Annotated in this window: 19 protein-coding genes; 4 read left to right on the forward strand and 15 right to left on the reverse strand. The window is 54.1% G+C overall.

Annotation, left to right across the window (positions count from 1 at the left end; translation table 11 throughout):
• Positions 1-100: 100 nt before the first annotated feature.
• From hemG to pepQ, 4 genes are read right to left on the reverse strand one after another with little or no spacing between them, the layout of a single operon-like run.
• Positions 101-646 (reverse strand): menaquinone-dependent protoporphyrinogen IX dehydrogenase, encoded by a 546-nt coding sequence (hemG, locus tag OGX80_RS07900; protein WP_047459942.1) that lies wholly within the window; start codon positions 644-646, stop codon positions 101-103.
• 11 nt (positions 647-657) lie between these two features.
• Positions 658-2,109 carry a Trk system potassium transporter TrkH gene (gene trkH / locus OGX80_RS07905; RefSeq protein ID WP_012131195.1) on the reverse strand — a complete coding sequence of 484 codons (1,452 nt, stop codon included), beginning with the start codon at positions 2,107-2,109 and terminating at the stop codon, positions 658-660.
• Between the two features lie 37 nt (positions 2,110-2,146).
• Positions 2,147-2,761, reverse strand: coding sequence for an IMPACT family protein (locus OGX80_RS07910; RefSeq protein ID WP_012131194.1), 615 nt, complete (start codon positions 2,759-2,761; stop codon positions 2,147-2,149).
• Positions 2,761-4,092, reverse strand: a complete 1,332-nt coding sequence (pepQ, locus tag OGX80_RS07915; protein ID WP_049009825.1) for a Xaa-Pro dipeptidase — start codon at positions 4,090-4,092, stop codon at positions 2,761-2,763. The genes OGX80_RS07910 and pepQ overlap by 1 nt, the downstream gene beginning before the upstream one ends.
• A 188-nt stretch (positions 4,093-4,280) precedes the next feature.
• Between pepQ and fadB the strand changes: the two genes are divergently transcribed.
• Positions 4,281-6,470 (forward strand): fatty acid oxidation complex subunit alpha FadB, encoded by a 2,190-nt coding sequence (gene fadB / locus OGX80_RS07920; protein WP_115182271.1) that lies wholly within the window; start codon positions 4,281-4,283, stop codon positions 6,468-6,470.
• A 9-nt stretch (positions 6,471-6,479) separates the two neighbouring features.
• Positions 6,480-7,649, forward strand: coding sequence for an acetyl-CoA C-acyltransferase FadA (gene fadA / locus OGX80_RS07925; RefSeq protein WP_115182272.1), 1,170 nt, complete (start codon positions 6,480-6,482; stop codon positions 7,647-7,649).
• A gap of 156 nt (positions 7,650-7,805) precedes the next feature.
• Here the strand turns inward: fadA and fre are convergent, their stop codons facing one another.
• The gene (gene fre, locus OGX80_RS07930) at positions 7,806-8,507 is read right to left on the reverse strand and encodes an NAD(P)H-flavin reductase (RefSeq protein WP_115182273.1); all 702 of its coding nucleotides are present in this window, start codon (positions 8,505-8,507) and stop codon (positions 7,806-7,808) included.
• 41 nt (positions 8,508-8,548) lie between these two features.
• Positions 8,549-10,033, reverse strand: coding sequence for a 4-hydroxy-3-polyprenylbenzoate decarboxylase (ubiD, locus tag OGX80_RS07935; protein ID WP_012131187.1), 1,485 nt, complete (start codon positions 10,031-10,033; stop codon positions 8,549-8,551).
• 243 nt (positions 10,034-10,276) lie between these two features.
• On the opposite strand from ubiD, the gene rfaH reads away from it, so the two are divergent.
• Positions 10,277-10,765: a transcription/translation regulatory transformer protein RfaH gene (gene rfaH, locus OGX80_RS07940; RefSeq protein WP_104867953.1), complete on the forward strand. Its 489-nt coding sequence runs from the start codon at positions 10,277-10,279 to the stop codon at positions 10,763-10,765.
• Positions 10,766-10,772: 7 nt separating this feature from the next.
• Here rfaH and tatD read toward each other — a convergent pair whose 3' ends face one another.
• The 9 genes from tatD to udp all read right to left on the reverse strand — a co-directional run bounded on the left by tatD (position 10,773) and on the right by udp (position 18,705).
• Complete coding sequence (tatD, locus tag OGX80_RS07945) at positions 10,773-11,555, reverse strand: 3'-5' ssDNA/RNA exonuclease TatD (protein ID WP_058668356.1); 783 nt, start codon at positions 11,553-11,555, stop codon at positions 10,773-10,775.
• A gap of 41 nt (positions 11,556-11,596) precedes the next feature.
• Positions 11,597-12,376 carry a Sec-independent protein translocase subunit TatC gene (gene tatC / locus OGX80_RS07950; protein WP_012131184.1) on the reverse strand — a complete coding sequence of 260 codons (780 nt, stop codon included), beginning with the start codon at positions 12,374-12,376 and terminating at the stop codon, positions 11,597-11,599.
• Between the two features lie 2 nt (positions 12,377-12,378).
• Entirely contained in the window at positions 12,379-12,927 is a 549-nt protein-coding gene (tatB, locus tag OGX80_RS07955) for a Sec-independent protein translocase protein TatB (protein ID WP_012131183.1), read from the reverse strand.
• A gap of 3 nt (positions 12,928-12,930) precedes the next feature.
• Complete coding sequence (gene tatA, locus OGX80_RS07960; protein WP_012131182.1) at positions 12,931-13,197, reverse strand: Sec-independent protein translocase subunit TatA; 267 nt, start codon at positions 13,195-13,197, stop codon at positions 12,931-12,933.
• 73 nt (positions 13,198-13,270) lie between these two features.
• On the reverse strand, positions 13,271-14,911 hold the full coding sequence (gene ubiB / locus OGX80_RS07965) for a ubiquinone biosynthesis regulatory protein kinase UbiB (protein ID WP_012131181.1): 1,641 nt from the start codon (positions 14,909-14,911) through the stop codon (positions 13,271-13,273).
• Positions 14,908-15,513 (reverse strand): ubiquinone biosynthesis protein UbiJ, encoded by a 606-nt coding sequence (gene ubiJ / locus OGX80_RS07970; RefSeq protein WP_115182274.1) that lies wholly within the window; start codon positions 15,511-15,513, stop codon positions 14,908-14,910. Before ubiJ ends, ubiB begins: the two co-directional genes overlap by 4 nt.
• Positions 15,514-15,526: 13 nt before the next feature.
• Complete coding sequence (gene ubiE, locus OGX80_RS07975; protein ID WP_012131179.1) at positions 15,527-16,282, reverse strand: bifunctional demethylmenaquinone methyltransferase/2-methoxy-6-polyprenyl-1,4-benzoquinol methylase UbiE; 756 nt, start codon at positions 16,280-16,282, stop codon at positions 15,527-15,529.
• Positions 16,283-16,376: 94 nt separating this feature from the next.
• Positions 16,377-17,804 carry a DNA recombination protein RmuC gene (gene rmuC / locus OGX80_RS07980; RefSeq protein ID WP_115182275.1) on the reverse strand — a complete coding sequence of 476 codons (1,428 nt, stop codon included), beginning with the start codon at positions 17,802-17,804 and terminating at the stop codon, positions 16,377-16,379.
• Between the two features lie 139 nt (positions 17,805-17,943).
• Positions 17,944-18,705 carry a uridine phosphorylase gene (gene udp / locus OGX80_RS07985; protein WP_012131176.1) on the reverse strand — a complete coding sequence of 254 codons (762 nt, stop codon included), beginning with the start codon at positions 18,703-18,705 and terminating at the stop codon, positions 17,944-17,946.
• A 258-nt stretch (positions 18,706-18,963) separates the two neighbouring features.
• Between udp and OGX80_RS07990 the strand changes: the two genes are divergently transcribed.
• On the forward strand, positions 18,964-19,773 hold the full coding sequence (locus tag OGX80_RS07990) for a dienelactone hydrolase family protein (RefSeq protein WP_115182276.1): 810 nt from the start codon (positions 18,964-18,966) through the stop codon (positions 19,771-19,773).
• The last annotated feature ends 16 nt before the right edge of the window (positions 19,774-19,789 follow it).

A 19,789-nucleotide genomic window follows, 5' to 3' on the forward strand; every position in this document is an offset into this window, starting at 1 on the left:
TTGTTCCGTGTCAGTGGAGGCGCATTATAGGGAGTTATTCCGGCCTGACAAGGGGAAATTTAAAATTATTTTCCGACTGCGTGTTTTTTATTCTTTACGTTTATTTTGCCAACGATTTGTTGGTTAATTGGGCGATGTCGCGGGCAAAATTCGCCACTTGTTCCCAGTCGGTATAGACCACTTCTTTACTCGTATCCGTTTCACCGCCAGACATCTTCATAATGAGTTTAATCATCAGACGGTCATACCAGCGGTAACGAGGGTAACGAAGCGCGCCAGCAATAACGGCGCAAAGATCGGGTCGCCACTGCGAACTCATCAGAAACTTGCGCGCGTAGCTGTTGGTCTGCGGTGTGCGCTTTTCAGGTTTACGCGCGACCAGGTTAACGGAATAAAACGCACTCGGCATCGCGTTCAGGCGCGTAGCGTGCTTCTTCACAAACTCCTGGAAAGCGGCATGGTAATGACCATAACGAATAGAGGCGCCAATCACCACGCGATCGTAACTTTGCCAGTCCAGCTCTTCAGTACGATGGAGATTAATCACATCCGCCCAGATCCCCAACTCCTTTAATTCCGAGGCCAGATAAGAAGCTATCTCGCGCGTTTGTCCGTCCCGGGTAGAAAAAAGAATCAATGTTTTCACGTGTTACTCCATTATTCACGCCAGAAGGTAGGGGTAAAAAGTACCAGCAAAGTAAAGACTTCAAGACGACCAAATAACATATTGGCGATCAGAATCCATTTCGCAACAGGGTTCATGCTGGCAAAGTTGTCCGCAACCACACCTAACCCTGGCCCCAGGTTGTTAAGGGTCGCCACAACGGAGGCAAACGCGGAAAAGTCATCCACGCCAGTCGCGATAATGGCCAGCATACTGACAATAAAGACTAAGGCATAAGCAGAAAAGAATCCCCATACCGCTTCGAGGATACGTTCCGGCAGCGCACGGTGCCCCAGTTTTATACTGTAAACCGCATTCGGATGGACCAGACGCTTCAGTTCACGGTTCCCCTGTTTGAACAGCAACAGGATGCGGATCACCTTCAGCCCGCCGCCCGTTGACCCCGCACAGCCGCCGATAAACGCAGAGCATAACAGCAGCACCGGCAGAAAGAGCGGCCAGCGGGCGATGCTGTCAGTGGTAAACCCGGCTGTTGTCGCCATTGATACGACCTGAAAGAACGCCTGGTTGAGCGTGGTCAGCGCCGAGTTATAGATATCGTGGAACCACAGCACCAGCGTACAGATCACTACCAGCGTCAACTGAACGCCAATGAACATGCGAAATTCAGGGTCACGCCAGTAAACTTTCAGGCTGCGCCCGCTTAATAAAGAGAAGTGCAGACCGTAGTTACAGCCAGAGATCAGCAAGAAGATAGCCATGATGCTGTTAATGGTCGGGCTATCGAAATAACCGACGCTGGCATCGTGCGTAGAGAAACCGCCGATCGCGATAGTAGAAAAACTGTGCCCAATGGCGTCAAACGCGGGCATTCCGGCGAACCATAGCGCCAGCGCGCAGGCCACCGTCAGTAACACATAAATCAGCCATAGCGTCTTTGCCGTTTCCGCAATACGCGGGCGCATTTTATTGTCTTTCAGCGGCCCCGGCATTTCTGCGCGGTAGAGCTGCATCCCCCCGACGCCGAGGATAGGGAGAATCGCCACCGCCAGCACAATGATCCCCATCCCGCCAAACCATTGCAGCATCTGGCGGTAAAAGAGAATCGCGTGCGGTAAAGAGTCCAGCCCCACCAGCGTCGTCGCGCCCGTTGTCGTTAAGCCGGAGAATGATTCAAAAAAAGCATCGGTAATAGTGAGGTTCGGGCTTTCAGAGAAGATAAACGGCAACGCCCCCACGCTTCCCAGTACGGTCCAGAACAGCACCACAATGAGAAACCCTTCGCGGGATTTAAGCTCGCCTTTCTCCCGGCGGTTGGGCCACCACAGCAGAGAGCCGATCACCAGTGCGACAAAGAATGTCTGCGTGAATGCCCGCCCCGCCCCATCACGGTAGATCAACGCAACCAGTCCAGGGAGGATCATTGTTCCCGAAAATAAAATGACCAACAGTCCAACGATTCGGGTAATGGCGCGAAAATGCATCTCTGCCGCTTCCTTTGTTCTTCAAAATGAGGTGGGATTATTCTTCAATCGCTAACAATTGCAATGAACCACGGCTAAAATCCGCCAGCCTTGCTGAAAATTCATCCACATTCGCATAAGGAAGCGCCACCCTGAGCCGAACGAATGCCTGATAATCGCTGGTAACGATTTGACCGGCAAACTGCCCTAATAATGCTTCTATTCCGGCCAGTTGGCCGTACTCACACTGCAAAGTATATTCGGTTAACGGCGTCTTGCGCTGCGTCGTTAACTGACGCAACGCCTGATTCACGCCGCCGCCGTAGGCTTTTACCAGCCCACCGGTGCCGAGCAGAATACCGCCATAGTAACGCACCACGACAGCGGTGATCTCGCCAACGCCGCTGCCCATTAGCTGGGCAAGCATCGGTTTGCCCGCCGTTCCCGCCGGTTCGCCATCATCAGAAAATCCCAGCTGTTGTGAATCATCCGGCGCGCCCGCCACCCATGCCACGCAATGATGACGCGCATCTGGATGCGCCGCTCTGACAGCATCAACAAAGGCTTTCGCCGCTTCAACGCCGTCCGTGTGGGCGAGCAGCGTAATGAAGCGGCTTTTTTTGATCTCTTCCTCGACAGTGACCGGCGCCGCAGGGATTAACCAGCTGTCCATCACGCCAGTTTCAAATCCCGCGTCATATTTTCAACACCGTTTTCGTGAATCACCACGTTGTCTTCAATACGAATGCCGCCGAACGGTTTCAGCGCTTCAATTTTCTGCCAGTTGAAGTGCTTGCTGAATTGCCCCTCGCGCCACGGCGCCAACAGCGATTCGATAAAGTAGATCCCCGGCTCAATGGTCAACACCATGCGCGGTTGCAGCACGCGGGTGCAGCGCAGATAAGGGTATTTCGACGGCGCGGCCAGATGCGTCCCGGTATCGTCCTGCATAAAGCCTGCAACATCATGAACCTGAAGACCCAGTTGATGACCAATACCGTGCGGCATAAACGGCCCGGTGAGATTGTTCTCGACCATCGCTTCTTCGCTGATATCGGTGACGATATGATGCTTACGCAGCAATTTCGCGATGCGTTGATGGAACTGAATGTGATAATCCACGTAGCTGACGCCCGCTTTCATGGTCGCAATCAGCGCCAGCTGTTCGTCATTCACATCTTTGATTAACTGAGCGTAATCGGTGTCATTGTTTGCCGCCCAGGTACGCGTCAGGTCTGCGGCGTAACCGTTATATTCCGCCCCGGCATCCAGCAGGAAGCTGCGCATTTCAGACGGCGCGCGATGATCCAGTTTGGTGTAATGAAGAACCGAAGCGTGCTCGTTGAGCGCCACGATATTGCTATAAGGCACATCGGTGTCACGGTGGCCGGTCGCGGTCAGGTAAGCCAGGTTAATGTCGAACTCGCTCATACCGGAACGGAACGCTTCTTCTGCCGCGCGATGGCCGTTCACCGCCGTTTTCTGCGCTTCACGCATACAGGCCAGTTCGTAATCCGTTTTGTACGCACGGTAGTAATGCAGGTAATCGATCACCCCTTTCGGGTTGATGTTGCTGGCGGCGATATCCAGTTGCAGCGCACGCTCCGGCACCGGACCGATGTAACCGATATTACCGCGCGCGGCAGGGAGCTGGCTGCCAATACCGTCGGCTTTCGGCAGGGCAATCACCTCTACCTCTTCGGTCCAGAACGACGTGGGCAGCGGCTCAACGTTGTGCCAGTAATCTACCGGCAGGTAGAACCACAGTTTGGGTTTATTCACGCCATCGACCAGCAACCAGCAATTTGGAACCTGTGTGACCGGTACCCAGGCTTTAAACTGCGGGTTAACTTTAAACGGATAGGGATGGTCGTCGAGGAAGACGTTGATAAGCTCGCCGGAGTGAATAAGTAGCGCATCCAGCTTAAAACGCGCCAGTGCGTCACGCGTCCGTTCTTGTAAGGTAACTATATGATTTTTATAGAGTGCGGCCAGTGATTCCATTTTCTACCCTTCTGTTTTTTTGACCTCGAATCTCCGCATCTTAGCACATCGCTCCGGGAGAGCGTGATTTCTGCCGAGCGTGATCGCATCGGCATTTTTTTAATCTCTCATTTGCATTTTTTTAACACAAAATACACACTCGCTTCATCTGGTATGACCAGATCACCTTGCGGATTCAGGAGACTGACATGCTTTACAAAGGCGACACCCTGTACCTCGACTGGCTGGAAGATGGCATCGCCGAACTGGTGTTCGATGCCCCAGGATCGGTCAATAAACTCGACACTGCGACCGTCGCCAGCCTCGGCCAGGCGCTGGACGTGCTGGAAAAGCAAACAGATTTAAAAGGGCTGCTGCTGCGCTCTAACAAAGCAGCCTTTATTGTCGGTGCCGATATCACCGAATTCCTTTCGCTGTTCCTTGTTCCTGAAGAACAGTTAAGCCAGTGGCTGCACTTTGCCAACAGCGTCTTTAATCGCCTCGAAGATTTACCGGTGCCAACGCTTTCCGCCATCAACGGCTATGCGCTGGGCGGCGGCTGCGAGTGCGTACTGGCGACCGATTATCGTCTGGTGACGCCGGATCTGCGCATTGGCCTGCCAGAAACGAAGCTGGGCATCATGCCGGGCTTTGGCGGTTCTGTCCGTATGCCGCGTATGCTGGGCGCTGACAGCGCGCTGGAAATTATTGCTGCCGGGAAAGACATCGGCGCTGAGCAGGCGCTGAAAATCGGCCTGGTCGACGGTGTCGTGAAACCGGAAAAACTGCTTGATGGCGCAATAGCGGTATTACGTCAGGCGATTGACGGCTCACTGGACTGGAAAGCCAAACGCCAGCCGAAGCTGGAACCGTTGAAGCTCAGTAAAATTGAAGCGGCGATGAGCTTTACCATCGCCAAAGGCATGGTGGCGCAGACGGCCGGGAAGCATTACCCCGCCCCGATGACCGCCGTGAAAACGATCGAAGCCGCCGCACGCTTTGGCCGTGAAGAAGCCCTGAATCTGGAAAATAAAAGCTTTGTCCCGCTGGCGCATACCAATGAAGCCCGCGCGCTGGTCGGCATCTTCCTCAACGATCAGTTCGTGAAAGGTAAAGCGAAAAAGCTGACCAAAGACGTTGAAACACCGAAGCAGGCAGCCGTACTGGGCGCAGGTATTATGGGCGGCGGCATCGCTTACCAGTCAGCCTGGAAAGGCGTGCCGGTGATCATGAAAGATATCAACGACAAATCCCTGACGCTGGGCATGACCGAAGCGGCGAAACTGCTGAATAAGCAGCTGGAACGCGGCAGGATCGACGGTCTGAAACTGGCGAGCGTGATTTCAACGATTCACCCAACGCTGAACTACGCCGGTTTTGATCGCGTTGATGTAGTGGTCGAAGCGGTAGTGGAAAACCCGAAAGTGAAGAAAGCGGTACTGGCGGAGACCGAAGACAACGTCCGCCCGGATACCGTGCTGGCGTCAAATACGTCCACCATTCCAATTAGTGAACTGGCAAGCGCGCTGAAGCGCCCGGAAAACTTCTGCGGCATGCACTTCTTTAACCCGGTACACCGGATGCCGCTGGTTGAAATCATTCGCGGCGAGAAAAGCTCGGATGAAACCATCGCTAAAGTCGTCGCCTGGGCCAGCAAAATGGGCAAAACGCCGATTGTGGTCAACGACTGCCCCGGCTTCTTTGTTAACCGCGTACTGTTCCCGTATTTCGCCGGTTTCAGCCAGCTACTGCGCGACGGCGCCGATTTCCGCAAAGTCGACAAAGTGATGGAGAAACAGTTTGGCTGGCCGATGGGCCCGGCTTATCTGCTGGATGTGGTCGGGATCGATACCGCGCATCATGCACAGGCAGTCATGGCGGCCGGTTTCCCACAGCGTATGCAGAAAGATTATCGTGATGCCATCGACGCGCTGTTTAACGCCAGCCGCTATGGTCAGAAAAACGGTCTGGGTTTCTGGCGCTATAAAGAAGACAGCAAAGGCAAGCCGAAGAAAGAAGAAGACGCAGCCGTGGACAGCCTGCTGGCAGAGGTCAGCCAGCCGAAACGCGACTTCAGCGACGAAGAGATTATCGCCCGCATGATGATTCCGATGGTCAACGAAGTGGTGCGCTGTCTGGAAGAAGGCATCATCGCCAGTCCGGCAGAAGCGGATATGGCGCTGGTTTACGGTCTGGGCTTCCCTCCGTTCCACGGCGGCGCGTTCCGCTGGCTGGATACGCTCGGCAGCGCAAAATATCTCGATATGGCGCAGCAGTATCAGCACCTCGGCCCACTCTATGAAGTGCCGGAAGGTCTGCGTAACAAAGCGCGCCATAACGAACCGTACTATCCCCCGGTTGAGCCAGCCCGCCCGGTTGGCGACCTGAAAACGGCTTAAGGAGTCACAATGGAACAGGTTGTCATTGTCGATGCAATTCGCACCCCGATGGGCCGTTCAAAGGGCGGCGCATTTCGTAACGTGCGGGCAGAAGATCTCTCCGCACACTTAATGCGCAGTCTGCTGGCGCGTAATCCCGCGCTGGAAGCAGCCGCTATCGGCGACATTTACTGGGGCTGCGTGCAACAAACGCTGGAGCAGGGTTTTAACATCGCCCGCAACGCCGCGCTACTGGCTGAAATCCCCCACTCCGTTCCGGCGGTCACCGTTAACCGTCTGTGTGGTTCCTCCATGCAGGCGCTGCACGATGCCGCACGGATGATCATGACCGGTGACGCACAGTCGTGCCTGATTGGCGGCGTGGAGCATATGGGCCATGTGCCAATGAGTCATGGCGTCGATTTCCATCCCGGCCTGAGCCGCAACGTAGCCAAAGCCGCCGGGATGATGGGGCTGACGGCAGAAATGCTTTCCCGTATGCACGGCATCAGCCGTGAAATGCAGGATGCGTTTGCCGCACGTTCACACGCCCGCGCCTGGGCAGCCACGCAGTCCGGCGCGTTTAAAAACGAGATCATCCCGACCGGCGGTCATGACGCCGACGGCGTGCTGAAGCAGTTTAACTACGACGAAGTCATCCGCCCGGAGACCACCGTCGAAGCGCTGTCGACTCTGCGCCCCGCGTTTGATCCGGTCAGCGGCACCGTGACCGCAGGCACCTCTTCCGCCCTCTCCGATGGCGCAGCCGCCATGCTGGTAATGAGCGAAAGCCGTGCGCGTGAACTGGGTCTGCAACCACGTGCCCGCATTCGTTCAATGGCGGTTGTCGGTTGCGATCCCTCAATTATGGGTTACGGCCCGGTTCCGGCGTCAAAACTGGCGCTGAAAAAAGCAGGGCTTGCCGCCAGCGATATCGATTTGTTTGAAATGAACGAAGCGTTTGCCGCGCAGATCCTGCCGTGTATAAAAGATCTGGGACTGATGGAGCAGATTGACGAGAAGATCAACCTCAACGGCGGCGCGATCGCACTGGGCCACCCGCTGGGTTGTTCCGGGGCGCGCATCAGCACCACGCTGTTGAATCTGATGGAGCGCAAAGACGCCCAGTTTGGCCTGGCGACGATGTGTATCGGATTAGGTCAGGGTATCGCGACAGTATTTGAGCGAGTTCAATCATAGAGCGTTATTTATTGCAGGCCGGGCAAGCGAAGCGCCCCCGGCGACCATGCCGGATGACGACGCTCAGGCGTCTTATCCGGCCTACAACGCAAATGCCACTCTATAACAATTTAGTTGCCGTTCTTCCCGCCTGTCAGGGGCGGGTTTTTTTATTGCTTAGATAAAGGCAAACGCATCGCCAAACAGGCGATCTTCCCGCGCGTTACGCTCATTGCAGAACAGGTCACGAGCGATTTTCGCCATCTCAAAACGACCGGCAATGTAGATATCATGCCCCGCCAGCGTACCGTGATCCTGCAATACCGCAGTTAATACCGTACCCGTGCGGCCACGCCAGTCTTCTTCCGGTTGCTCAACCACCGGCTCAACGCGCAGATTCGGGTGCTGAACCGAAAGCGCCTCCAGCTCAGCGAGATCGTAAAGATGCTTCTCTTCACGTCCGCCCCAGTAGATCGTCACGTCGCGATTCGGATTACGCGCAAGCGCCGTCAGCAAAATTGAACGGACATAGGAGAAACCCGTTCCCCCCGCAATCAGAATCAGCGGGCGCTCTTCATCATCACGCAGCCAGGCTTCGCCATGCGGAATATCGACGACAATTTCTCTGTCTTTCAGAATGCGATCCATCACCGCCATCGCATACAGATTAAGCTCCGAAGCGCCAATGTGCAGCTCAATGAATCCGTGCTCATCCGGCGTGGAGGCCATAGAGAACGGACGCTTATCCCGCTCATCCATTACGACCATCAGATACTGACCAGCGCGAAAGGAAAACGCCGCGTCTGGCACTAAACGAACGCGATATACGGTATCGGTGATAGCTTCTACCGAGGTCACTTTACAGCTTAAGGTTGTCATGCGCTCCCTCTGTCGGGTCTATAGGGCAAAACGATCGCGCCTCAGGCGCCTTTACCGTCGTTAAAGATGGCCAACTCATCCCAAATCGCGTCAATACGCGCAGTCACTTCAGGATCTTTCTTGATAGGACGCCCCCACTCACGTTGGGTTTCGCCCGGCCATTTGTTTGTGGCATCCAGTCCCATTTTTGAACCTAGCCCGGAGATCGGCGAGGCAAAATCCAGATAATCAATGGGGGTGTTTTCTACCAGCACCGTATCCCGCGCCGGGTCCATACGGGTGGTGATCGCCCAAATCACATCATTCCAGTCGCGTGCGTTGACGTCGTCATCGCAGACGATAACAAATTTGGTATACATAAACTGGCGTAAAAATGACCAAACGCCCATCATGACGCGTTTCGCATGACCCGCGTACTGCTTTTTCATCGTTACAACGGCCAGTCGATAAGAACACCCTTCCGGCGGAAGATAGAAATCAACAATTTCCGGGAACTGCTTTTGCAAAATCGGGACGAAGACTTCATTCAACGCCACACCGAGCACAGCAGGTTCATCAGGCGGTCGGCCGGTATAAGTCGAGTGATAAATGGCGTCTTCACGCTGCGTAATGTGCGTAACGGTGAAAACCGGGAAGTTATCCACTTCATTGTAATAACCGGTGTGGTCGCCATACGGCCCTTCCGCCGCCATTTCGCCCGGTTCAATATAACCTTCCAGGACGATTTCCGCACTTGCAGGTACTTCAAGATCGCTGGAGAGACATTTAACCACTTCCGTCTTTGTGCCACGCAGCAGCCCTGCAAACGCGTATTCCGACAGTGTATCCGGTACGGGAGTCACTGCGCCGAGAATGGTGGCCGGATCGGCGCCCAGCGCCACGGCAATCGGGAAACGCTCGCCAGGATGCGCCGCGCACCACTCCTGGAAATCCAGCGCGCCGCCACGATGCGACAACCAACGCATGATCAACTTGTTTTTGCCGATCAGTTGCTGACGGTAGATCCCCAGATTTTGCCGCTCTTTGTGAGGGCCACGCGTCACGGTCAGCCCCCAGGTAATAAGCGGCGCGGCATCTTCCGGCCAGCAGGTCATGATGGGAATACGCTGTAAATCAACGTCGTCGCCAGAGAACACTTTCTGCTGGCACGGCGCGCCGCGTAGTCGTTTGGTCGGCATGTTCAGCACTTGCTTAAACTGCGGCAGCTTATCAAACAGGTCACGGAACCCTTTCGGCGGCTCCGGCTCTTTCAGAAACGCCAGCAGCTTGCCGACTTCGCGCAACGCGGTGACATCTTCCTGGCCCATACCCATTGCGACGCGTCTGGGCGTGCCAAACAGGTTGCACAGCACCGGCATCGCATAGCCTTTGGGATTTTCAAACAACAGAGCTGGCCCGCCCGCACGCAGCGTACGGTCAGCAATTTCAGTCATTTCCAGATGAGGATCTACCGCAAGCGTAATGCGTTTGAGTTCACCCTGCTGTTCCAGCAGCGTCAGGAAGTCGCGTAAGTCGTGATATTTCATGGCGTCAGTTGTGGCCTCTTTGTAAGCGCCTCATTATACGGCGTTCATCATCGTGATGCTGTATTTTTGTTAAATTAGCGTGAACTCTGACGGTACAGGGGAACCCGGGGGTTATCTACCCAATAAATTTCAGATTGCGGCGAGGTAGCCAACAAAGAAGCAGCCTGAAATACAACGGGTATAATTAACTTAGCGCATGGCTTTTGTTATGCTTGCGCCCCGGACAAGCGGATAAGAGTTATTATGCAATCCTGGTATTTACTGTACTGCAAGCGCGGGCAACTTCAGCGTGCCCAGGAACACCTCGAAAGACAGGCGGTAAATTGCCTGACGCCGATGATCACGCTGGAAAAAATGGTGCGCGGCAAACGTACCGCCGTTAGCGAACCGCTCTTTCCTAACTATCTGTTTGTTGAATTCGACCCGGAAGTGATTCATACCACCACGATCAACGCCACGCGCGGCGTCAGCCACTTCGTGCGGTTTGGTGCGCACCCTGCCACCGTTCCGTCCAACGTGATTCATCAGCTTTCTGTCTACAAACCGGAAGGCATTGTTGATCCCGAAACGCCCTACCCAGGGGACAGCGTGATTATCACTGAAGGCGCATTTGAAGGTCTGAAGGCGATTTTTACCGAACCGGATGGCGAAGCGCGCTCCATGCTGCTGCTTAACCTGCTGAATAAAGAGGTGAAGCAGAGCGTGAAAAACACCGCGTTTCGTAAAGTTTAAGCGCGCTTTAGAAGGCAATCCCAAACAGCGTTTTGACATTGGCATCCGTTGTGGCCGCCAGCCATTGCGGGTCTTCCCCGCGCCAGTGGGCAACGCGCGCAAGAATGTGCGCCAGATGCGCCGGTTCGTTACGCCGCGAAGCCGGTTTAGGCGTGAGATCGCGCGGCAACAGGTAAGGGGCGTCGGTCTCAATCAACAGTTTTTCCGCAGGGATGAAGGGCAGCAACTCACGCAATTCAAGACCGCGACGTTCATCGCAGACCCAACCCGTGATACCGATATAAAGCCCTCTGTCTATGCACTCCTGCATCTCCTTACGCGTACCGGTAAAGCAATGCAATACCGCGCCCGGGAGTTTATCCAGCCACGGCTCAAGCAGCGCCAGAAAACGCGCATGCGCATCCCGACAGTGCATAAAAACGGGCATCTGCAACTCAGCGGCAATGCGCAACTGCGCCTGGAATGCACGTTCCTGTTCTTGCGGCGTGGAAAAATTACGATTGAAGTCCAGACCACATTCGCCAATCGCCACCACATCCGGCTGGCTCGCCAGAGCCACGATCGCGTCTTCAGTTTCTGATTGCCACTGGCTGCTGTCATGCGGATGTACGCCAGCCGTCGACCAGCAGCAGGCATAACGCTGCGCCAGTTTTTGCGCCTGCTGGCTTTCGTGCAGATTGGTTCCGGTCAGAAGCATACCCGACACCCCGGCAGCCAGCGCGCGCGTCACCACGTCATCGCGATCTTTCGCAAATTGCGAACTGGTTAAATTAACGCCGATATCAAACATGCTTCCTCCCATATAACAACCGCCCTGACGGGCGGTTGCGTTTATTCTTCAGTTTTCCCGGCCTGCTCAGTCTCGGCCTCGTCATCTTCTTCTCGTGGACGTCGTTTACCAACATAGAAGCGAGAGAAGAACACGCCAACCTCAAACAGGCAGTACATCGGTATCGCCAGCAATGTTTGTGAGAAGACATCTGGCGGCGTCAGCAGCATCCCCACGACAAACGCGCCAACCACGACGTAAGGACGCTTCTTACGCAAGTCCTCAGGGGTAGTTACCCCCATCCAGCAGAGCAGGACAATCGCGACGGGCACCTCGAAAGAGACGCCGAATGCCATAAATAACGCCATCACAAAGCTGAGGTAACTGGCGATATCGGTAGAAACCTGTACGCCCTGCGGCGCGGTATTGGCAAGGAAACCAAACGCGAGCGGGAAGACCACAAAGTAGGCGAACGCCATGCCGATATAGAACAACAGCGAGCTGGACACCAGCAGCGGCACGACAAGACGACGTTCATGCTTATACAGCGCAGGGGCAATAAACGCCCATACCTGGTACAAAATCACGGGCGCAGACAGGATCAGCGACACCATAAAAGTCAGTTTGATAGGGGTGAAAAACGGCGAGGCCACGTCGGTGGCGATCATCGTCGCACCCTGCGGCATCTGTTCGATCAGCGGCGCGGCAACCATGTGATAAATGTCATTGGCGAAATAGACCAACGCCAGAAAAATCACAATAACCGCAATAATGCAGTTCAACAGACGCTTACGCAGTTCAATCAGATGCGTAATAAGAGGTTGGGTATCATCTACAGCCATGTTTACGATTTATCACTCGACGAGGGGGAGGATTCGACAACAGTCGCGGCGGATTTCTTTTCTGCGTCCATCTCGTTTACGGAAGCGGCTTCCGTCTGTTCAGGCTGCCCGGCATCAGCCGTTTCCGGTGTTTGCTCAGGAGAATTGGCCTGGGTTTCAGCGGCGGCAGGTGTAACCCCTTCATGCTGCGCTTCGTTATCCTTCACCACCGGATTATGGATGGTATGCGCTTCATCGCTCGCTTTTTCAGGATCGTTGGCGCTGTAGGAACGCTTCATCGACTCCGCGGCCTGACGAAGTTCATCCATCGAGGCTTTCAGTTCTGGAGTCAGATTCTGGAGGCTCGCTTTTTCGACCTTCTTCAGACTGTCCTGAAACTCCTGGAGCTTCAGCTCCTGGGTCAGTTCATTCTGCACCGTGGTCGCAAGGGATCGCAACGCGCGTACCCAGCCCGCTACCGTTTTTACCGCTACCGGCAATCGTTGAGGCCCCAGAACGATGAGGCCGATCACGAATACCAACAGCAGTTCGCTAAAACCGATGTCAAACACGAATTATACCTGCTCTTTATCGTGACTTTTGGCGTCTTCTTTCTTCGCTTCGCCTTGCGCTTCACCTTGCTTATCAGCGATAGATTTAGCGGTAAAATCAGCGTCCTGACTGGTTTTATCCTGCTTCGCATCATCATCGCTCATCGCTTTTTTGAAGCCTTTAATGGACGCGCCAAGATCGGAACCGATGGAGCCGAGCTTTTTGGTGCCAAATAGCAGTACAACGATGACGGCAATGATCAACAACTGCCAAATACTGATACCACCCATACGAGTTCCTCTGTGATAGATGATGAATTATTAAGGTCGCATTATACACGACTTGCCTTGAGCGATGAAAAAATCAGCGAGTTTTACGCCAGCCAATCAGCCAGGCGACCAGGCCTCCGGCCATTAACCAGCAAGGCATCAGCCCCCATTCCGGGCGGCTGACAAGCAGGAATGTCCCACTTAACAACAACGTCGCGCCAATGCCCAGTAAATAGCGGGATTGTCCCTGACGCACATGATTCTCCTGAAGCTCGCGCGCAATCTTATCAACACTGTGCTGTAAATATTTGCCCTGGCGCAAACTGTCATACACCAGTTCAGGTATTTCTGGCATTTTTTCGACCCAGAACGGCGCTTTTTCCTTAAGTGCTCTGGTGAGCGCAGGAATGCCAACCTGATCTTTAATCCAGGATTCAAGAAACGGCTTCGCCGTTTTCCACAGATCCAACTGTGGATAGAGCTGGCGTCCAACCCCTTCAACATACAGCAATGTCTTTTGTAACAATACCAGCTGTGGCTGGACTTCCATGTTAAATCGACGCGCCGTATTGAAAAGGTTTAATAAAACGTGACCAAACGAGATTTCCGCCAGCGGTTTTTCGAAAATGGGCTCGCACACGGTGCGGATAGCGAACTCAAACTCTTCAACATTGGTATCCGGTGGCACCCACCCTGAATCCACATGCAGTTCCGCTACTTTGCGGTAGTCACGGTTAAAGAACGCGATGAAATTCTCCGCCAGATAGCGTTTATCCTCTTTGTTCAGCGACCCCACAATGCCGCAATCAATCCCAATGTATTTCGGATTTTCAGGATGCTCATAGCTGACGAAGATATTGCCAGGGTGCATATCCGCATGGAAAAAACTGTCGCGGAACACCTGGGTAAAGAAGACCTGTACGCCACGCTCAGCCAGCAGCTTCATGTTGGTGCCGTTCTTTTCCAGCGTCGCCACATCCGAAACGGGAATGCCGTAAATCCGCTCCATGACCATCATGTCCTGACTACAGTAGTCGGAATAGACTTCAGGAACATACAACATGGGGCTGTTTTCAAAATTACGCCGTAGCTGGATGGCGTTTGCCGATTCACGCAGCAAATTCAGCTCATCGATCAGCGTTTTTTCATACTCGCGAACGACTTCGGTCGGGCGAAGGCGTCGTCCATCCGGCAGCAGGCGCGGCACCCAACGGGCAAGACGGTAGATCAGTTTTAAATCGGCTTTAATAACCGGCAGAATATCCGGGCGGATAACCTTAATCACCACCTCTTTACCGTTCGACTTCAGCCGCGCGGTATGTACCTGGGCAATCGACGCAGAGGCTAATGGCTGGATGTCAAAGTCATCAAACCACTCTTCAACAGGCAGGCCGCCCATTGCTTCTTCAATTTGTGCTTTCGCCAGCGCGCCATCAAAAGGGGCGACTTTATCCTGCAATAGCGCAAGCTGATCGGCAATCTGAGGCGGAAAAAGGTCACGACGGGTGGAAAGCATTTGACCAAATTTGATCCACACCGGCCCCAGCTCCTGCAAAGCCAGCCTTAATCGTTCACCCAGCGGTTTGTCTTTATGCCGGTTCGGCATCCAGAATAATGAGTAACGCCATAACCGAAGCGGCAGCGTGATACGCATTTTGGGGATCAGCTCATCAAGGCCGTAACTTAAAAAGGTGCGAATGATGAAATAAAGGCGCCGTACTTCACCTGGCGTCATTTGGCCTCCAGTTTTTCCAGCCGTTTAGTCAGCGCGTCTACTGCACGCTCAACGGCTGCCGTTTCTTCTGCAAACCATGCCACTTCCAGCGGCCCGGGCGCCATACGCCACTCTTCAGTCATCGCCTCAGCGATATAACGCTGCTGACGCTGAATGTTATGACGTAAAAACTTAGCGCCGCCACGCAGGACTTTGCTGATCCCTTCCGCCGCGATATCGCCGGTATAAGGCGCTAAAAGCTCTGCGGGATCGAATTCCGCCAGATCGGCCAGCGCCACAAAATTCTGTACCACCTGAATATCGCCCTGAACCTCCAGCTCGCCGCTGCGAATAAGCGCGGTAAGCCGCTGGCGATCGCGCAATTCAGGCAACACGCTGGCATGCGTGATGACCGTGCAATCAGCCTCGCCTTCCCATGCCCCCAGCACATCGACCTGGCGTTCACTGAACACCAATACGAGCGGCGTCGAAAATCCTTTGAGCTCCACACGCAGCACCTTGTCCTGCAAACGCGCTCTGGCGGATTTCAGCGCCAGTGAACGGTACAGAAAGGTATTGAGCAGATTTTCGATTCCTGCGGTCACGAAGGGTGTAAAAGGCATCCCCGGTCTCCTGTCAGAACTTATAGCCACGATGCAGCGCAACAACGCCCGCCGTCAGGTTGTAGTAATCGACGCTTTCAAACCCGGCGTCCTGCATCATCGCTTTTAAGGTGTCCTGATCCGGATGCATACGGATAGATTCCGCCAGATAGCGGTAACTGTCCGCATCATTCGCCACGACTGAGCCAATACGCGGCAAAATGTGGAATGAATATGCGTCATACGCTTTGCTCAGCGGCTCGATAATTGGTTTAGAAAACTCAAGTACCAGCAAACGCCCGCCCGGTTTCAGTACACGGTACATGGAGCGCAGCGCTTTCTCTTTTTCCGTCACATTACGCAGACCAAACGAAATGGTGATGCAATCGAATGTGTTATCCGGGAAAGGTAGCGCTTCGGCGTTGGCCTGCACGTACTTAACATTGCCAATCACGCCAATGTTACGCAGCTTCTCGCGGCCCATTTTGAGCATCGAGTCATTGATATCCGCCAGGATAACGTTGCCGGTTTCGCCAACCAGACGCGAGAATTTGGCTGTCAGGTCGCCTGTACCACCCGCCAGGTCAAGAACGGTCTGACCACGACGCACGCCGCTACAGTCGATGGTGAAGCGTTTCCACAAGCGGTGAATGCCAAATGACATCAAGTCATTCATGACATCGTACTTTGACGCCACAGAATGAAAAACGTGGGCCACCATGTCAGCTTTCTGCTCTTTAGCGACGGTCTGAAAGCCAAAGTGCGTCGTTTCTTGTGAATCTTCCACCATCTCAGTGCCTGCTCATCAATAAAATGTTCGAGAAGTGTAACAGATTGGGCCAATTTGCCCTACCCTTCAACCGGGCTCCGCTACCCCGAAGGAACTAGTGCGATTGCTGATTTACCCGCTCATCATCAGCACAAGGCGTATCCTGTTGATCTTCAGGAACCGCGCGTAAACGATACTCTTCATCCTGCGAGGTCGCACGTTCAACCAGATCTGGATTTATCTCGCGTTTGATTTCCACCCCCAGTTCACGAAAAGCCTCCGCCTGCGCCAGCACATTTCCACGCCCTGAGGAGAGTTTTTTCATGGCTTGCCGGTAGTTGTCCTGCGCTTTGTCCAGACTCTGGCCGATGGACGACATGTCATCGATAAATAAGCGCATCTTGTCGTAGAGTTTGCTGGCTCTGTCTGCAATGTGCTGCGCGTTACGGCTTTGATGCTCATAGCGCCATAAGTTGGCAATCGTACGCAACGCCACCAGCAACGTCGTCGGGCTGACCAGCATAATATTATTTTTAAGCGCTTCGGTAATCAGTTCGGGCTGTCTGTCCAGCGCCAGTAAAAACGCAGGCTCGACAGGAATGAACATCAGCACATAGTCGAGCGTGCGTAACCCCGGCAACTGCTGGTAATCCTTGCGCCCCAGCAAGCGAATATGGTTACGTACTGACGCGATGTGCTCCTGCAACGCGCTTTCGCGCGTGTACTCATCTTCAGCGTTAAAATAGCGCTCATAGGCAACCAGCGTCATTTTGGCGTCGATGACGACATCCTTCCCTTGCGGCAGACGCACAATGACATCCGGCTGCATACGCGAGCGGGCGTCATTTTCAATACTCACCTGGGTTTCATACTCATAACCTTCACGCAGACCCGAGGCTTCAAGCACGCGCGTCAGCACCACTTCTCCCCAGTTACCCTGGGTTTTATTATCGCCTTTCAATGCGCGCGTCAGGTTCACCGCTTCCTGCGTCATCTGCGCATTCAGCTGTTGTAGATTGCGGATCTCATGCGCCAGGGTGTGGCGTTCACGCGCCTCCTGACCAAAGCTGTCCTGCACCTGGCGACGGAAGCCATCCAGTTGTTCGCGCAGCGGCGTTAACAGGCTATTCAGACTCTGGCGGTTTTGCTCATCAACCCGGCGGTTGCTCTGCTCGAAGATGCGGTTGGCAAGGTTCTCAAACTGCTCGCTTAAGCGTTGTTCGCTGTTGATCATCTGGCGGATTTTATCTTCCGCATGCATCTGAGTGGCCTCCAGCCGCGTGGTGACTTCACGCAGATCCGCTTCCAGCGAGGTGTTGATGTCCCGCAGATTGCGTAGTTCGTTATTGAGCAGTTCACACTCCTCGCGCCAGTGTTCGCTTAGCGCGACCTGCTGTCTTGCAGCGCTGAGCGACGCTACAATCTCTTCACGCTCCGCCAGCTGTTCGGCCTTATGCTGCGCCTGTTGATAACTGGCGATCAGCCAGCCTACCCCCACACCTGCCAGCGCCAACACGGCATACAAAATGATTGTGATATCCACCACGCCCCCTGCATCAAGGAATTACCCGCACAAAATAGAATTGTGCTGTATAAACGTCCAGTTTGAAAGGGTTTTCCTGCGAGGCGCTACGCAAAAAGAAAAGGCCGAACGCGTCGGCCTTTCGTGGGGAAGGGAAGAATTACAGCAGACGACGCGCCGCTTCCACGACAATTTTCACCGCATGGCTTTCGGTCTGTTTCATCGTTTCCGCATTCGGGATCTCTTGCTGAGTGCGGTTAACGATAACGCCCGCTACCATACCGGCACGCAGACCCTGGCTCGCGCACATGGTCAGCAGCGTGGCGGATTCCATTTCGTAGTTCATGACGCCCATCGATTGCCACTCTTCCATAGAACCTTTGAAACGACGAACGACGCGGCCAGAGAAGGTGTCGTAACGTTCCTGACCCGGATAGAAGGTGTCAGAAGAGGCGGTAACGCCAACGTGAGTGGTCGCGCCCACGGATTTTGCCGCTTCAACCAGCGCAGTCGTACATTCAAAATCGGCGACGGCCGGGAACTCCATCGGCGCAAAGTGCAGGCTCGCTCCGTCCAGACGTACAGACGCGGTTGTGACCAGCACATCGCCCACGTTGATATGCGGCTGAATAGCGCCAGTGGTGCCGATACGCAGGAAAGTACGAATACCCAGTTGCGCCAGTTCCTCTACCGCAATAGAGGTGGACGGGCCGCCAATACCGGTAGAGCAGACGATGATAGCTTTACCATCCAGCTCAGCACGCCAGGTGGTGAATTCGCGATGAGATGCCAGCTTAACCGGCTTTTCCATCAGCGCGGCGATCTTTTCCACACGCTCCGGGTCGCCAGGGACGATAGCCAGCGTAGCCCCTTGTAAATCATTTTTGGTGAGGCCGAGATGAAAAACATCAGACTTGGACATAAAAACTCCTCTGTGAATCGGGTTTGTCAGAAGAAGCAAAAAGACACTTTACCGAAGAGCTAAAAATAGTTTCGTGACACTCATCACCATGAAGTAAATAAATTGCATTGAATTACCATAAAATAGTGAGTTACATCACATAGACATATCAATACCGCGCACCATTGCACAAAAGATAGCCTGTTTCAGGCAATGTGATTTGTTGCATGCTGTCTATATTTAACATTGCGCTATTTCCTTAAGGGTACGGAGAATACCATGACAACGACACAACAATCTGGCTTTGCACCTGCTGCTTCCCCCCTTGCTACCACAACGGTTCACACCCCTGATGACGCCATTATCGCAGGCGTAACATCCATTCCTACTCAGGGTGATGAGATGCCCGCCTGGCACGCGCGGCCAAAAGTGAACGATGGCGCGTTACCCGTTGTCATTGTGGTGCAGGAGATCTTTGGCGTTCATGAACATATTCGCGACGTTTGCCGCCGCCTGGCGCTGGAAGGGTATCTGGCTATCGCACCAGAACTCTATTTCCGCGAAGGCGATCCGAATGATTTTGCCGATATCCCAACGCTGTTAAGCGGTCTGGTGGCCAAAGTACCGGACTCTCAGGTACTGGCGGATCTGGACCACGTCGCCAGTTGGGCCTCCCGCAACGGCGGCGATGTGCATCGTCTGATGATAACCGGCTTTTGCTGGGGCGGGCGTATTACCTGGCTGTATGCTGCACACAATCCACAGTTAAAAGCCGCGGTAGCATGGTATGGAAAGCTGGTCGGGGACAAAACCCTGAACTCGCCCAGACACCCGGTGGATATCGCGACCGATCTGAACGCGCCGGTTCTGGGGCTGTATGGCGGGCAGGACACTGGCATTCCCGTGGATACCGTCGAAACCATGCGGCAGGCGCTGCGCGCAGCAAACGCCAAAGCGGAGATCGTCGTTTACCCGGATGCAGGGCATGCTTTTAATGCGGATTATCGTCCAAGCTATCACGAAGAATCGGCGAAAGATGGCTGGCAAAGAATGCTGGGGTGGTTTGCGCAGTACGGCGGGAAGAAATAAACGTTAATTGCCCGGT

Source organism: Citrobacter sp. CK194 (assembly GCF_030333395.1).
GTDB classification, from domain to species: domain Bacteria; phylum Pseudomonadota; class Gammaproteobacteria; order Enterobacterales; family Enterobacteriaceae; genus Citrobacter_B; species Citrobacter_B koseri.

Coding starts and splice junctions, on each gene's coding strand:
- tatD (WP_058668356.1), bottom strand. CDS start 11,555: ATGTTTGATATCGGCGTTAATTTAACCAGTTCGCAATTTGCGAAAGAT.
- OGX80_RS07910 (WP_012131194.1), bottom strand. CDS start 2,761: ATGGACAGCTGGTTAATCCCTGCGGCGCCGGTCACTGTCGAGGAAGAG.
- fadB (WP_115182271.1), top strand. CDS start 4,281: ATGCTTTACAAAGGCGACACCCTGTACCTCGACTGGCTGGAAGATGGC.
- ubiD (WP_012131187.1), bottom strand. CDS start 10,033: ATGAAATATCACGACTTACGCGACTTCCTGACGCTGCTGGAACAGCAG.
- ubiB (WP_012131181.1), bottom strand. CDS start 14,911: ATGACGCCAGGTGAAGTACGGCGCCTTTATTTCATCATTCGCACCTTT.
- trkH (WP_012131195.1), bottom strand. CDS start 2,109: ATGCATTTTCGCGCCATTACCCGAATCGTTGGACTGTTGGTCATTTTA.
- udp (WP_012131176.1), bottom strand. CDS start 18,705: ATGTCCAAGTCTGATGTTTTTCATCTCGGCCTCACCAAAAATGATTTA.
- ubiJ (WP_115182274.1), bottom strand. CDS start 15,513: ATGCCTTTTACACCCTTCGTGACCGCAGGAATCGAAAATCTGCTCAAT.
- rfaH (WP_104867953.1), top strand. CDS start 10,277: ATGCAATCCTGGTATTTACTGTACTGCAAGCGCGGGCAACTTCAGCGT.
- pepQ (WP_049009825.1), bottom strand. CDS start 4,092: ATGGAATCACTGGCCGCACTCTATAAAAATCATATAGTTACCTTACAA.
- fadA (WP_115182272.1), top strand. CDS start 6,480: ATGGAACAGGTTGTCATTGTCGATGCAATTCGCACCCCGATGGGCCGT.
- ubiE (WP_012131179.1), bottom strand. CDS start 16,282: ATGGTGGAAGATTCACAAGAAACGACGCACTTTGGCTTTCAGACCGTC.
- fre (WP_115182273.1), bottom strand. CDS start 8,507: ATGACAACCTTAAGCTGTAAAGTGACCTCGGTAGAAGCTATCACCGAT.
- tatC (WP_012131184.1), bottom strand. CDS start 12,376: ATGGCTGTAGATGATACCCAACCTCTTATTACGCATCTGATTGAACTG.
- tatA (WP_012131182.1), bottom strand. CDS start 13,197: ATGGGTGGTATCAGTATTTGGCAGTTGTTGATCATTGCCGTCATCGTT.
- OGX80_RS07990 (WP_115182276.1), top strand. CDS start 18,964: ATGACAACGACACAACAATCTGGCTTTGCACCTGCTGCTTCCCCCCTT.